This is a genomic window from Nocardia citri (assembly GCF_054065835.1).
The window spans coordinates 131422-146288 of the sequence record NZ_JBSUQM010000012.1 but is presented as its reverse complement, the minus strand read 5'-3'; the positions used below and the strand labels follow the sequence as shown (position 1 = coordinate 146288).

At 66.3% G+C, this 14867-nt stretch carries 10 protein-coding genes; 5 read left to right on the top strand and 5 right to left on the bottom strand.

Translation table 11 applies throughout. The features are described 5' to 3' along the window. Positions 1-61 precede the first annotated feature (61 nt). Together ACW2Q0_RS18650 and ACW2Q0_RS18645 are read right to left on the bottom strand one after the other, a co-directional pair. Positions 62-4627: an HAD-IC family P-type ATPase gene (locus ACW2Q0_RS18650; protein WP_457191781.1), complete on the bottom strand. Its 4566-nt coding sequence runs from the start codon at positions 4625-4627 to the stop codon at positions 62-64. A 2-nt stretch (positions 4628-4629) separates the two neighbouring features. Beyond that, the gene (locus ACW2Q0_RS18645; RefSeq protein ID WP_457191779.1) at positions 4630-5019 is read right to left on the bottom strand and encodes a hypothetical protein; all 390 of its coding nucleotides are present in this window, start codon (positions 5017-5019) and stop codon (positions 4630-4632) included. Between the two features lie 818 nt (positions 5020-5837). On the opposite strand from ACW2Q0_RS18645, the gene ACW2Q0_RS18640 reads away from it, so the two are divergent. Continuing rightward, positions 5838-6200 (top strand): ArsR/SmtB family transcription factor, encoded by a 363-nt coding sequence (locus ACW2Q0_RS18640; protein ID WP_457191837.1) that lies wholly within the window; start codon positions 5838-5840, stop codon positions 6198-6200. Between the two features lie 75 nt (positions 6201-6275). On the opposite strand, the gene ACW2Q0_RS18635 is transcribed toward ACW2Q0_RS18640, so the two are convergent. Together ACW2Q0_RS18635 and ACW2Q0_RS18630 are read right to left on the bottom strand one after the other, a co-directional pair. Further along, the gene (locus tag ACW2Q0_RS18635) at positions 6276-7919 is read right to left on the bottom strand and encodes a SulP family inorganic anion transporter (RefSeq protein WP_457191777.1); all 1644 of its coding nucleotides are present in this window, start codon (positions 7917-7919) and stop codon (positions 6276-6278) included. Positions 7920-7921: 2 nt separating this feature from the next. After that, entirely contained in the window at positions 7922-9754 is a 1833-nt protein-coding gene (locus ACW2Q0_RS18630) for a phosphoenolpyruvate carboxykinase (GTP) (protein ID WP_457191775.1), read from the bottom strand. Positions 9755-10050: 296 nt separating this feature from the next. Here ACW2Q0_RS18630 and ACW2Q0_RS18625 point away from each other — a divergent pair, with 296 nt between their 5' ends. The 4 genes from ACW2Q0_RS18625 to ACW2Q0_RS18610 all read left to right on the top strand — a co-directional run bounded on the left by ACW2Q0_RS18625 (position 10051) and on the right by ACW2Q0_RS18610 (position 12624). Beyond that, the gene (locus ACW2Q0_RS18625) at positions 10051-10434 is read left to right on the top strand and encodes a DUF5313 family protein (RefSeq protein ID WP_457191773.1); all 384 of its coding nucleotides are present in this window, start codon (positions 10051-10053) and stop codon (positions 10432-10434) included. 290 nt (positions 10435-10724) lie between these two features. Next, positions 10725-11531, top strand: a complete 807-nt coding sequence (locus ACW2Q0_RS18620) for an alpha/beta fold hydrolase (RefSeq protein WP_457191771.1) — start codon at positions 10725-10727, stop codon at positions 11529-11531. 22 nt (positions 11532-11553) lie between these two features. Beyond that, the gene (locus ACW2Q0_RS18615) at positions 11554-11895 is read left to right on the top strand and encodes a zinc ribbon domain-containing protein YjdM (protein WP_457191769.1); all 342 of its coding nucleotides are present in this window, start codon (positions 11554-11556) and stop codon (positions 11893-11895) included. 159 nt (positions 11896-12054) lie between these two features. Continuing rightward, complete coding sequence (locus ACW2Q0_RS18610) at positions 12055-12624, top strand: hemerythrin domain-containing protein (protein ID WP_457191767.1); 570 nt, start codon at positions 12055-12057, stop codon at positions 12622-12624. A 520-nt stretch (positions 12625-13144) separates the two neighbouring features. Here ACW2Q0_RS18610 and ACW2Q0_RS18605 read toward each other — a convergent pair. Continuing rightward, entirely contained in the window at positions 13145-14776 is a 1632-nt protein-coding gene (locus ACW2Q0_RS18605) for an AMP-binding protein (protein ID WP_457191765.1), read from the bottom strand. Between the last annotated feature and the right edge of the window lie 91 nt (positions 14777-14867).

Here is a 14867-nt window from a genome sequence, read left to right as displayed (position 1 = left end):
CGACCGTGCGCAGGCCGTCCTCTTCTCCACAGAAGCGTCGGTTAGGCGGGCCCCGCCGGTATCACGTGTTCTGGCCTGAGCGCGGTTGGGATAGTGCGTGGCCGGTGATGAGGGCCGCGGTGGTTCCGGTTGCGGCGCAGCCGATCACGATCGACCAGGCTATCGGCCCGAGAGGTACGCAACCGAAGAACCGGTTCACTCCGGGGGTCATGATGATTGTGGCGAGGAGTAGGGAGCTGCCTGCCACGGTGGTCCAGACCAAGGCGCTGTGTCGGCCGATCACTAGGGTCTGTCCGAGCTGTGTGCCGACCAGGGCGGCCAGGGCCATCGTTTCGGCGCGGCGGCGCCGGCCGCTGGCGCGGCCGAGTAGCCAGGCCGCACCGGCGCCGATGGTGGTGCAGGTGCCGCGTACGGCGACGGCTTGGAGGAAGTCGGTGCCGATGCCCGGTGGTGGCCCGAGTGTTGTGCCGGTCGTGTCCGTGTCGTCGGCGGGCTGGATGTCTGCCAGCGTGATCGCCATTGCGGGGCCGAGGTCGGTGAGCAGGTTGACCACTAGGAATTGGCGGGTGCCGATCGGGGCTTGACCGGACAGTAGTGTGCCGAGGACGGTGAACGCTACCTCGCCGGCGTTACCGCCGACCAGAACGCCGATCGCGTCGCGTACCCGCTGCCACATGCCGCGGCCCTCGGCCAGTGCCTCCTGTAGGACATTGAGGTCGACGCCCTCGGTGAGGATCAGGTCGGCGGCCTCTCGCGCGGAGACCGATCCTCGGGCAGCCAGTCCGATACCGACGTCGGCGGTGCGGATGGCGGCCGCGTCGTTGCTACCGTCGCCTGCCATCGCCACGGTGTGTCCGCGCCGCTGGAGTGCGGAGACGATGCGCACTTTGTGTTCGGGCGATACCCGCGCGAAAACCGTTGCTTGCTCGATCAGTTCGGCTTGGCTGTCCTCGTCGAGTGCGTCCAGGTCGGCGCCGGTGGCCACCGTGTCGGCACGGATGTTGAGTTGTTGGGCGACCGCGCGCGCGGTGATCGGGTGATCGCCGGTGATCATCCGCACGCTGATGTCGTTGCGGGCCAGTTCGGCGAGCAGTTCCAGGGCCTGTGGGCGGGGGCTGTCGGCAATGCCGAGGAAGCCGAGAAGGGTGAGTTGCTCGATCTCTTCGGTGACGTCGTCGGGGGCGGTGGCGAAATCGCGCCGTGCGACCACCAGGACCCGCAGCCCCTGCGCGGCCAGCCGCCGCACCGCTGTCTCCGCGGCGGTGCGGCACTCGCGCGTGAACGGCGAAACCTGATGGCGATCTTCGTCATCGATGCGCAGGATCTGGTCACAATGTGGCAGGAGCACTTCCGGCGCGCCTTTGACGGCGAGCCGGATGTGGCGGCCGGTGTTGCCCACGGTCGCGGAGTAGCCGCGGAAGCTCTCGAACGGTACTTCGTCGATGGGATCCCAGGTGTGGGGTGGTCTTTGGCCCAGGTGGGTGTGTGCTGCCTCGACGACGGCTTGGTCGGTGGCGTGTACCAGTGGGGTTTCTTCAGGGTCGGGGCAGGCGCGGGCGGCGGCGCGCAGCAGTACCCGCGACTGTGGCGTACTCGCGAAATGATCACTGTCCCACTGCTGGTCGAGCCCGGCAAGGGCGACGAGCCGCAACCGGCCCTCGGTGAGGGTGCCGGTTTTGTCGAAGCACATGGTGTCGATGCGGCCGAGCGCCTCGATGGTGCGGCTGGAGCGGACCAGCACGCCGCGTCGGGACAAGCGGCGGGTGGCGGCTAGTTGGGCGACCGTCGCCACCAGTGGCAGTCCCTCGGGGACGGCGGCGACGGCGACGGCGAGGCCGTCGGCAAGGGCAGGGCGCAGCGCCAGTCCGCGCAGGAAACTGGTGACGGTGACAGCGGTTCCGCCGCCGAGGGTGAATGGCAGCACACGTCCGGTCAGGCTGTGTAGCTGCTCCTGCACGCCGCCGCTGGGGGGCAGCCCGGCGGCGGCGAGAGCACGGCCGGCCTCGGTTCCGTTTTCGACCGCGACCACGACCGCACGCGCCTCGCCGCTCACGACGATACTGCCCTCGAACACCATGCTGGTGCGTTCTGCCAGCGCGGCGCCGGGTGTAGCGGGGGTTTGCTTTTCCACGGTTACCGACTCGCCGGTGAGGCCGGATTCGTCCACCTCCAGTCCGTCTGTCTCCAGCAGCCGCGCATCGGCTGGGACTACCTCGCCGGTGGCGAGCGCGATCACGTCACCGGGCAGCAGATCGTCTGCGGGAGTTTCGATTTCGCCGTCTTCGATGAGTCGTCGAGCGGTCAATCGCTCGCCGAGCAGCAGTTTGCGCAGCGACAGCCGGGCGCGGCGGCGCTGCAGGGCCGAGGCTGTGGCGTTGAGCCCCAGCACCATGGCGACAAGCACCGCGTCCGTGGGCGAGCCCAGTAGCGCGGAGGCGACCGCGCCGACACCCAGCAGCGGTGTCATCGGATCGGCCAGCTCGCGGCGCACATCCGCGACCAGATCGGTGAGAGTCTTTGCAGGCGTGGCCAATACCTGTGACATGCGGCTGGCGGCGGTGGTGACGTGCGAGCGAGGCAGCGGTGGCGGCCGGTGCGGTGCAGGCAGTCGGGCCAGCACCTCGTCCGGTTCCAGCGCATGCCACGGCACCAGCCGCACGTCGGCCGGTCCTGCCATGCGGGCGGCCCGGCGCCCGGAGTTCAGGCCTGTGGCCCACCCCATCAGGGTGGCCGCCGCGACCGGGCTGGTGGCGCGCATCGCCCTGGCCTCAGCGGGACCGGAGGCGAGTAGCAGACCGCTGAGTGTGGCCGCCGACAGTGTCAGGACCCGGCCGCGCTCACTGACGTAGCGTGCTGGGCCGCTGGCGGCGATGATCTGTCGTACCGAACTCAGATCCGGGCACAACACATCGGCCTGCCACGGGATCCGAGCCGGGGCGCCGGGGCTCACGGTGGCGATACCGATTCCCAGATCGGCGGCCCTGAGGGCGCGATGTGCGTCGCCACTCACGACCGCCACCACATGTCCTTGCTGCTGCAGTCGCCGTACCAGCCGGGACACCGAACCGCCCGCGCGCACGAATTCGTCGGCACTGCGCCGTAATTCGCCGGTGCTCTCGTCACCGATGAGTACCACCCGCAGCCCGGCCCGCCGGGCGGTGGCCAGCAGCCCGGCGGCACCGGGATGTGGCTCGCTACCGATCAGCACCCGCCCGACCACACGTCGGTTCTCGTGCAGCAGGTACCAGCGCGGGCCACCGACATCGTCTCCTGGGCCGGGGGGATCGGGGTCGGTACCGGGTGGATACCGGTCGTTGTGGGCACCGACGCTCAAGTACAGATCGTCACGCTGGTGCCGAGGGGGTGGCGGGATAGGCAGTTTCTCACCGTTGCGCCAGAGCAGCCGCTGGGCGGCGCCCCATACGTGTTCGAACGGCCAGCTGTCGTCGCGGGATTCGGCGTCGAGTACCACGGCCTGCTGACCGCGCACGGCGTCCCGGTCGATGACCACCGCGGTGACACGGTCCAGGCGCCGCCACATGAGCGGGTCGAGGGTCAACACCCCGCGCGCGGCCATGAGGGTCGACAGGGCACCGGCGAAGGTCTCCCGACCGGCTCGCGCCGCCTTCGGCACGCCGGCCGCCACGGCGTCGGCGGCGTCGGCGACGCCGCGGCCGCCGCTCAGCGTCGCCGCCGAAGCCAGTGCTGCCGCGCTGCTGACCTGGCTGGTGCAGCGCTCGATCGGTCCATGCGGCAGCGGTATCGGCCGCGGTTCGGGCGGGTCGTATCCGTCGACGTCGGGCAGGTCCGGGACAGCGATCAGCTGTTCCCAGCGCCGCCACTGCGCGAAGCGAGCGGCGGTCTCGACCAGCCGCACCGCCCGCTGCATCGCATCGGCGCATAGGGCGGTCAGTTGGGAGTCCATGGCCTGGCTCAGGGCGTTTCCGATCACGATCACCGTGTCGGCGCGGTGGCGGCCGAGCTGAGCTTCCAGTGCACCGCGCAACCGCGGCTGTCCGTCCACCAATGCGACCGCCCCCCGGAGCACGTGCGCTGGCGGAGGCACCGGGACCACCTGTCGGGTGAGAGCCGCACCGATGCCGATGACATCGCCGGCCAGCTGCAGCGCCGAGGTCAGTACCGGCTCGCGATCGGAGGGGTGCTCGAACCGGCGGTTCCATGGGGCCGCGCCGGTTCCGGCGAGATCTTCGACGCGTTCCAGAATCGTTTCCAGCTGTGCCGCAGACAGGCGTTGCGGGTCCGCGGCCACCATGACCCGTCCAGTGGCGGCATTGATGTGGAACCAGCACACGTCCGGTTCCTGCTCGAGGTGCTTGCGCACCAACTCGGCGACCCGAGCGTTCTGTGCCGACTGCAAGCCGCGAACTTCGGCGTGAATACGGTTGGCATGCACCGTGGTCCGCCGCTGCATGCGCATCCGTCGCGGATCGACGAGGGCGCTCAGTTCCCGGCCGACGCCCTCGGTGAGTTCGGCGGCCATTTCGGCGACTGCTGGGTCCCGCAGTCGAGCCGCGAGCGCGAACGGACGCCGGAGCAATCCCAGCGTGGCTGCGGTGGCTGCCAGGGGCAGCCGGATCGGCGCAGTGGCCAGACCCTGTAGCGACACCATCACTCCGCGCGGGTTCGCGCCCGCTGAGAAGCGGCGGCGGATTTCTTCGGCCGAGTACCTGTACGCTGCGGCTGCGGCCTCTCGGCGGCGTCTTGCTTGCCGGATCCGGTTCTCGCGCGCCGCAGCAAGTACGCCGTACCAGCCATCCCGCCCGCGGCCACAGCTAGTGGCCATTCGAGCAGCCCTGTCACACCCGCCGCAACGGCGCCGAGCACAGTCGCGGTCGGTACATCGATCCCGCTGCGAGCGCCGGACACAGCGCCCTCGACCGTGCCGCGCGCTGCGCCGGCCACCGCCCCGACCGCCGCCCCACCGGCAGCCTCGACCACGTGGACAGTCGCCGACGCCGTAGCCCCTAGCTTTTCCACGGTGGTCGATGCAACGCTCATCACCCACACCCCAGTCGTCGTAGGTAGCGGTAAATTCCCTCCTGCGGAAACCAGTGCGTTGCCAGCATACTCGTGATTCCATAATTCGTGATGCCCGAATCACTCCAGCGGCCGAGACGCAAACGCGCGTGTTCGAGTCACTCGCCACGGGCGCAAATCGAAAAGCGAGGTCCGAATATGGCAACGCGGCGGTCTCGTTGAATGCGCCGACGTAGTTCCGACTACCCGATCGTGTGAATTGTCGATAGATTGCTAATGGTTTTCATTGGCTATCCGACCGCAGAATAGTGGCACCCCTGCTCGGACATTTCCGCGGCTCGGCGTGTCGTCCCAGGCCGCATGATGGGCGACTTTGGCCGGCTCGTTCCGCACCCTCGTCCGTAATCTGCTGCCACACAACGACTTACGCCTGGCGCGAGTCCGGCGAGGGCTTCGGCGCCTGCGTCGAGACTACGTGGCCAGCGTCTGGACGTCAGGAGCCGCTCAGTCGTTGACCGAATTGGGGTGTGCCAGACTTCCCGATACGCGTAGCGAATAGGTGGCTGTCAGAGACGTGCGGCTGGGTGATGTGATCCAGGATCCGGCCGGGGCGAGCCTGTGGCGGCGCGTCGAGGATCTCGGCTACGACTCCTAGGCTCGCGACGACGAACCAGGAGAATTCTGGCAGATGCATGCCTTCATCGGTCCCGTGGTGGACCCGGCCACGGCCTTCGCGACGGCAGTAGAGCGCTGGCCGATGCTCGACCGATTCGTATTCCGCGAGTTGCTAAGATTAGAAAGTAATCTCAATGTAGGTGGTTATTCGGAGGGTGGAGGACATCATGGCGGATGCGCGCCAACCGCTCTATCGGATGAAGGCCGACTTCTTCAAGACGTTGGGTCATCCCGCGCGTATTCGGGTGTTAGAGCTGCTCAGTGAACGCGATTACGCGGTGTCGGAGATGTTGCCGGAGGTCGGTATCGAACCGGCGAATCTGTCGCAGCAGCTGGCCATTCTGCGGCGTACAGGTCTGGTGACCGCGCGCCGTGAGGGGCTTTCGGTGTCGTATGCGTTGACTTCGCCACGGGTCGCGGAGCTGCTGGCGGTGGCACGGGCGATTCTTACCGGAGTTGTCGCCGGGCAGGCCGAGTTGCTCGAGGAGCTGTCCGAACCCGGCCTCGTGGTCGAGTCCACCGGCTGATTCGGACGCTTCGGCATGAGCCCGGTGAAACCTACCCTCTGATTGCAGGATTTCTGAGGTGCATACCTGCGGCCATCAGACCACGGCGGTCGTGTGCGACACCGGCACATACCGGCGAGCATGATCGATAGCCTCGCGGGTATTGGCGAAGATGCTATCTTCGCCCCCGGCGGGTATCGCGCCGATGGCGGTCAGTCGACGCCGGTGATCGGCCCGTAATCCGGACAGCAACACGGTGATGTGGCGGTGTTCGAGTTTGGTGATGGCGTCCCCGAGCACCAGCGCACCGGTGGTGTCGAGGGCGGTCACTTTCGACATGCGCAGAATGACGACCTTGACGTCGGCGACCTCGGCCAGCTCCAGCAGGAACCGGTGCGCGGCGGCGAAGAACAGCGGTCCGTCGATCCGGTAGGCGACGATGTGATCGCGCAAAAGCTCATGTTCCTCGGCGAGATTGTCGCTCTCATCCAGAGGCACCTGCTCGAGACGGGCCTCCCGCGCGACCGACCGCAACGCCAGCGCGACCGCGAACCCGACACCGACCGCGACCGCGGTCACCAGATCCAAGGCGACCGTGACACCGAAGGTGACCATCATGATGATCGCGTCACCACGCGAGGCACGCGCGATCGCGCGCATCGATGCGGTCTCCACCATCCGCACCGTGGTCGCGAGCAGCACGCCCGCCAGCGCCGCCACCGGAATATCGGCCACCAGCGGCGCGGCCAGATAGATGATCGCGGCCAGCAGCACCGCATGGGTGAGCGCCGCCAGCCGCGTGCGCCCACCGGAGCGGACATTGACCGCAGTGCGTGCGATGGCGCCGGTCGCGGGGACACCACCGAACAGCGGCGCCGCGATATTGGCCAGACCTTGCCCGAACAGCTCCCGATCCGGATTGTGACGGGTGCCCACACACATGGAGTCGGCGGCGGTCGCCGACAGCAGCGACTCCAGGGCGGCCAGCGCCGCCACGGCGAGCGCGGACCCGATCAACGACCCCAATTCGTTCAGGTGCACGAAACTCAGCGACGGTGCGGGCAGCCCCGAGGGGATCGACCCGATTCGTGTGAGGTCCAACCCGACCACGGTGGTGATGATCGTCGCGATGACGACCGCGAACAGCGCGAACGGCAGCTTCGGCAAGAAGCGTCCACCGATAAGGATGACGCCGGCGACCAGCAGCGCGGTCACCGGCGTCGCGTAGCTGGGTTCGTCGACGAAGCGGCGTACGGCATCGGCCGCGGACTGCCACACCTTGTCCCCGTCGGCATGCGCGATGCCCAATGCCGACGGAAACTGTTGCAGCGCAATCACAACCGCGATCCCCGCAGTGAACCCCTCGATCACCGGTGCGGGCATATAGCGCACCGCACGACCGACACCGGCCACCGCGAGTACGACCAATACCACACCCGACACCAATCCGACGGCGAGCACTCCGGTCGCGCCGTGCTGGTGCACGATCGGCACCAGCACGACGGTCATGGCGCCGGTCGGCCCGGATACCTGGAATCGGGAACCGCCGAACACCGCGGCCAGCGCGCCCGCGACCACCGCGGTCGCAAGACCCGCAGCCGCACCCAAGCCCGAGCTGATCCCGAAACCCAGCGCCAGCGGCAGCGCCACCAACGCGACGATCACACCCGCCATCAGATCCGCACCCGGGGCACGGACCGCCGGTTTCCATTCCGACCAAGTCGGCAGCAGCGCTCGCATGATCAGCGGGCACCGAGCAGGCGCAATTTCAACGCGGCCTGCTGCTCACGCAACACCTCGGGTAGGCGATTACCACCGATGGTCGCGTACCACTCGTCGATGGACCGCGCTTCGGCCACCCATTCTTCGGTGTCGACGGTGAGCGCGTCACCGACCAGCGCGCGGTAGCCCTCACCGAGACCATCGAGATCGAGCGCGTCCGGGGTCGGTACATGCCCGATCGGTGTCCACTCGGCCGTAGCGGTGCCGTCGAGGCGTTCCAGCGCCCACTTCAGCACGCGGACGTTGTCGCCGAAGCCCGGCCAGAGGAATTTGCCGTCGGCGCTGCGCCGGAACCAGTTGACCTGGAAGATCCTCGGCAGCTTTGCCGGATCGGCCGAGGCCCCCAGCTTCAGCCAGTGCGCGAAGTAGTCCCCGACGTGATAGCCCAGGAACGGCAGCATCGCCATCGGATCGCGCCGCACGACACCGACCTTGCCCGCCGCCGCGGCGGTGGTCTCCGAGGACAGCACCGACGCGGTGAACACCCCGTGCGCCCAGTCGAAGGTCTCCGCGATGAGTGGCACTGTGCTGGCGCGGCGGCCGCCGAAGAAGATCGCCGAAATCGGCACACCCGCAGGGTCGCTCCACTCCGGGGCCACCGACGGACACTGCTCGATCGGTGTGCAATAGCGCGAATTCGGATGTGCCGCAGGGCTACCCGATTCCGGTGTCCAGCTCTGACCACGCCAGTCGGTGAGATGCGCGGGCGGCTGCTCGGTCAGCCCCTCCCACCACACGTCACCGTCATCGGTGCGCGCGGTATTGGTGAAGATCGAGTTACCGAGGTCGATAGTGGCGATCGCGTTGGGGTTGGTGTTCGCGCCAGTTCCCGGTGCGACACCGAAGAAACCAGCCTCCGGGTTCACCGCGTAGAGGCGCCCGTCCGCGCCGAAGCGCATCCAGGCGATATCGTCGCCGATGGTCTCGGCTTTCCAGCCCGGCAGCGCCGGTTCGAGCATCGCGAGATTGGTCTTGCCGCACGAGGACGGGAACGCCGCCGCGATGTAATGCGTCTTGCCCTGCGGGGAGGTGAGTTTCAGGATCAGCATGTGCTCGGCCAGCCACCCCTCGTCGCGGCCGAGCACCGAGGCGATGCGCAGCGCGAAGCACTTCTTACCGAGCAGCGCGTTACCGCCGTAACCGGAGCCGTAACTCCAGATGGTGCGGGTCTCCGGGAAATGCGCGATGTACTTGGTCTTATCGCACGGCCACGGAACATCAGCCTGGCCGGGACTCAGTGGCGCACCCACGGAGTGGAGGCAGTGCACGAATTCCGTATCGCTGGTGAGCTTGTTCCACACCGGCGCGCCCGAGCGTGTCATGATCTGCATCGACACCGCGACATACGCCGAATCGGTGATCTGCACACCGTATTTGGGCTCCGTCGCATCCAAAGGACCCATGCAGAAGGCGATTACGTACATGGTCCGCCCGGCCATCGCGCCGCGGTAGTGCTCGGTCATTACCGTGTCCATATCGACCGGGTCCACCCAGTTGTTCGTCGGGCCCGCGTCCGAGGGGTCCTGCGAGCAGATGAAGGTGCGGTCTTCCACGCGCGCGACATCCTCCGGATCCGACGCCGACCAGAACGAATTCGGTTTCCCTTCCAGCGGAACGAAGGTGCCCTTCTCGACCAGTTCCGCGGTCAACCGATCCCACTCGGCAGGTGAGCCGTCACACCAGACAATGTGATCCGGCGCGGTCAGCTCGGCCACCTCACCGACCCAGGCAGTGACGCCCGGATGATCGGTCGGTGCCGCCGGAACCAACGTAGACGCGAAGCGATCGGTCACAGGTCTTCTCCTTACGAGACTAGCTAGGTGTCTATTTTAGAAATCATGCAATCAGTCGCCGGGGGTATGACGGGTGATCCTGGCCACTACCCTCAGTCCGGCGCGCCGACCTGCCTGGCCTCCATCCGATATAGCGACGGATGCGATCCTGGCACCTGGTGAACCCACTACTCGTGCGATGTACGGCATCGGCTCGGGCAACCGATATCCTGGTTGCGAACTTTAGCAAACAGTGCAGCCGACGCGGACATGCGTACGACCGCGAGATTGCCCACAACGACCAGAATGCTGAGCCGATGACCGAGCGCGACACCCCCACCTTCCATCAGCGGATCGGCTACATCTGCGGGGCGACCCTGCCCGCGTCGATGTCGGACTGGGTGCGCAACGACCTCACCGGACCCGGTGCGGTGCACCGCTACCTGACGCGCTTCCTGATCCCGGTGATCCCGGTACTGTGCCTGTTCCTGCTGATCCCGGGCCCGATATGGATGGGCTTGGCGATGATGGCGCTGCTGTATCTGCCGCTGATCTATTTCACCCTGGCACTGATGTACGTCTATCGGCGCCACCGTCTGATCAAACACGGCCTCGACCCGGCCCTGGCCGAATCCGGCGCCAAACAACAACGCGCCGAAGCCGAGCGCCAAGCCTACGAACGCCGCCACGGTCGCGCCTGAACCTGTTCAACCCAACCCTCAGACACTTGCTAATCTGCGCAAGCAATCAGGGAGGTGAACGGAATGCGGGTAACACCGGTCAGCCGACTACGCGGACCGATCCTGCGCTGCGCGGACTGTGCGCCGAACCTCTGCGGTCGCGACAGCCGATTCCGCGTGCCCGCGCTGTCGTGCGCACGCGCTGACCTTCGTCGGTACCGACACGTCGTTCGGCACCCACAGCCACCGCTGAACCTACGGCGCCACAACACCGTGGCTCACCCGATGTGTCACCAGACGGAAGAAGGATTATGCCCATCGCCACCCTCAACGGGATCCGGCTCAACTATGACGTCACCGGAACAGGCCCGCTGGTCCTGCTGGTCATGGGGACCGGCAGTCCGGGCCGGGTCTGGCGCCTCCATCAGGTGCCCGCGCTGGTCGAGGCCGGATTCCGGGTCGCGACGCTGGACAACCGCGGGATCGCGCCCTCCGACGAATGCGCCGGCGGCTTCGGCATCGACGATCTCGTCGCCGACACCGCCGCGTTGATCGAGCATCTCGGTGGCGGACGCGCGCACGTGGTCGGCCACTCCATGGGCGCGCGCGTCGTGCAGGAATTGGCGCTGGCGCGACCCGACCTGGTCGCCAAGGCCGTCATGCTCGGCGCCGCAGGGCGACCGCACCCCCTGTCGCGCACCCTCAATCTCGGCGAACGAGCCTTGTACGACAACGACATTCAACTGCCCGCACCCTACGCGGCGGCCATGAAGGCGATCCTGAACCTGTCACCGCACACCCTCGAGGATGAAGCCAAGGCCCAGCAATGGCTCGACATCTTCGAATTCACCACCGGCAAAACAACTCCCGGAGTGCGAGCCCAGATCGGCATGGACCGCTCCCGCGACCGCCTGCCTGACTACGCGCGCATCACCGCCCCCAGCTTGGTCGTCGGATTCGCCGATGACCAGATGACACCCGTTCTCTTCGGCCGGGAGGTGGCCGCCGCCATCCCCGGCGCGCGTTACGTCGAGATCGAACGCTGCGGACACTTCGGCTACCTGGAGCGGCCCGAGGAAGTCAACCGCGTGATCATCGAATTCCTCACCGCCGCATAGCAATTCCCGAAAGGACGACTCGGTGACCGAGCCCCTACCGCCCTGTCCCGCCTGCTCGAGCCAATACACCTACGAAATGGGTGCGCTACTGGTCTGCCCCGAATGCGCCCACGAATGGCAGGCCACGACCACACCCGGCGAATCGACCGCCATCACCGACGCCGTCGGCAATGTCCTCGCCGACAGCGACACCGTGACCGTTATCAAAACCCTAAAGGTCAAGGGCAGCCCGACCGGCATCAAGGCCGGCACCAAGGTCCGCAATATCCGGCTCGTCAACGGTGTCGGCGACCACGATATCGACTGCAAGGTCGACGGCATCGGCCCCATGCAACTCAAATCCAGCGTGGTCAAGAAGAGCTGATTTTCTGACCTCACAAAGGCCCGGCGGACCCCGACCTGCGGCGATAGTCGGACGCAGCTCGTCTGTCCAGTTTGCGAGGTGTTTGCTGCTCCTTTCCGCGGGTAAGGCCGCACCAGCGCAATTCGCGCTGACTGTGCTACTCGCCCAAAGGAGACCATCGTGGAAGCAACGTCGATCAATACCACCGAGGATGTCGTCACGTTCCTGATCGAGCAGCATGTGCGCATCCGCGAACTGTTCGGCCAGGTGGAGCAGGCCCCGACGGCAGAACAGCGGCAACAGAAGTTCTACGAACTGCGCCGATTGCTAGCGGTCCACGAAACCGCCGAGGAAGAAGTCATCCACCCGCGCTTCCGGCGGGAAGTCCACGACGGCGCCGACATCATCGAGGCGCGTCTCGAGGAAGAAAACAAAGCCAAGCGCCAACTCGCCGATATCGAAGCGGTCGACATCGATTCTCCCGAGTTCAACACCAAGCTCGCGGCCCTGCGCGACGGGGTGCTCGCACACGCCGAACACGAGGAGCACGAGGAGTTCAACAGGTTGCGTTCCCAGCTGGAACCCGACGAGCTGGTGCGTCTGCGCAACGCGGTGAAATTCGCCGAAGCCATGGCACCGACACGTCCGCACCCCGGTGTCGAGTCCGCGAGCGCGAATCTCCTCGTCGGACCATTCGCGGCCATGATGGACCGCGCCAAAGACGCCATCAGCAAACCCCGCCCGAAATGATCACCGGCCCGGGCGCGGTGGGGTCGTTTCAGGCGTTGCTGTGGCCGGGTGAGCGAGCGGGCTTGCCGCTGTAGGCCGGTCCATGGGTCGCGTGCGCGGCGATGCGTTCGGGGTATGTCGCGGATGGTGACGCGGTCGGACCGCATTGCTGTGTTCGGCGAGTTTGTTCGAGTGCAGCGGGGTGGCCACCGGCGCGACGGGCGCACCGCACACCAGTGGTTATTCGCACCGAAGCCGACTCGACACCAGGGCTCGATAGTCGGAATGCTCGACGCGCTCGTATCGAGCGGATGCGGCGTCCAGTCGAACCGATACAGTTCGGCCAGATAACGGACGAACTGCTGGCCGAGCGTGCGGTCCACTGCCGCACAGTATGTCGTGCCGAGGACAGACGCGGTCTTCACGATGTTCTTCACCCTCTTATGTGCCAGCCGGCATCACGACAGACAGACAACAGGCCAACTATTCGATGGAATAATCAAATAGATGGGTTGAGATTATCTGGACCGGGGCCCGGCCCCTATCGTGGCGACTCCTCGAGCGCGGGCGCGGGAATGAGTCGCCCCGACGCGATATCGTCCTGAACGCGGAATTTCTGAATCTTTCCCGATGGTGTCATCGGCAGTTCCGTCGCGAAATACCACAGCGACGGGGTCTTGTGGGCGGCGATTCGTTCACGACACCAGGCCTTGAGCGCTGCGACGTCGGGTGGGTTGGCGGGATCCTCGGCGCGCAGCACCGCTGCAATCTGTTCGCCCCACTTCTCGTCGGGTACGCCGACGACGATCACCTCGGCCACCGCGGGATGCCGGAAGAGCAGTTCCTCGATTTCGCGCGGGTAGATATTGAGGCCGCCCCGAATGATCATGTCCTTCAGGCGGCCGGTGATTCGCAGGAAGCCCCGATCGTCCATGGTTCCCAGGTCACCCATGTGCAACCAGCCCTCACTATCGATGGTCGTGGCTGTCTCGTCCGGCATATCCGAATATCCGAGCATGTTCTGGTAACCGCGACAACAGATTTCGCCTTGCTCACCGATCGGGACGATAGTGCCGTATACCGGATCGATGATCTTGACTTCGAGTTCGGGGAGCGGCTGCCCCACCGTAGTGGCCTGATCGACCGGATCATCGGTGATCCGGGTCTGGCTGATCACGCCGTGCATCTCGCTCTGCCCGAACAGGATGGTGAATCGGCAGTCGAGCCGCTCGATAACGCGCTCGACCAGCGCCTGTGGCACCGCCGACGCGCCGGACATGACCGTGTGTACGCTCGACAGGTCGCGGGTCTCGAAGTCCGGATGCTCGAGCAGGGATATGAGCATGGTCGGGACCATCAACGAGTGTGTGCCCCGGTAGGTTTCGAGCATCTCGAGCATGAGCGCGGCGTCGAAACCCGGAATCACCACATAGGTTCCGTGCACGGCGAAGGTGCCGAGTTCGGTAACTCCCCCGCCGCCGATGTGGTACATCGGCATCGCATTGACACAGACCACCGGGCCGGCCTGTCCGGCGCGCTCGAATACGAAGGTCGCCTCGTTGACAATTCCCTTGTGGTGCAGCACAGCACCTTTGGGGAAACCGGTCGTGCCGGAGGTGTATTGAATCTGCACCGGGTCGGTGGGCGAGACCGCCGGTAATTGCGCGGTCCGGTCCGCAGTGGCGAGGAACTCCCGCCACCCGCTTGTCGGCACCACCTTCCGGAGCTCGGGAAGCGCCCCGGCGATTTCGCCGAGGACGCTCGTGAGCTCCACTCCGCGATAGCTCTCACGGAAGAAGAGTCCCGTGGCGCCGGATTGGCGCAGGATGTATTCCAACTCGTGCGCTCGGTAGGCCGGGTTGATGCCGACCACCACCATCCCGGACATCGCGATCGCCTGCTGCAGGATCACCCACTCCGCACTGTTGGGAGCCCATATCGCGATCCGCTCACCAGGTACGAAGTGGGTAAGCAACGCCCAAGCCACCTCTTCGACCTCGGCGAGAAGCTCGCGGTAGGTCCATTCGGTCCGGTTGGCAGGATCGGTATCGCCCTCGACCAGCGCCACCCGGTCGGGCACCGCAGCCGCAGCCTGCCGGAGCAGATCGCCGAGCGTGATGTCGCGGACACCTGAGCTTGTCGAGGCCGGCCAGAAGGATTGTGTGAGGGTCATCGTGCGATCCGCCTTTGGCTGTGCGGTTTTGAATGATGCTGTGGATCCGTGCGCCGCCGGTGCGGGGCTACCCGACGCGTTCAAAGTATGG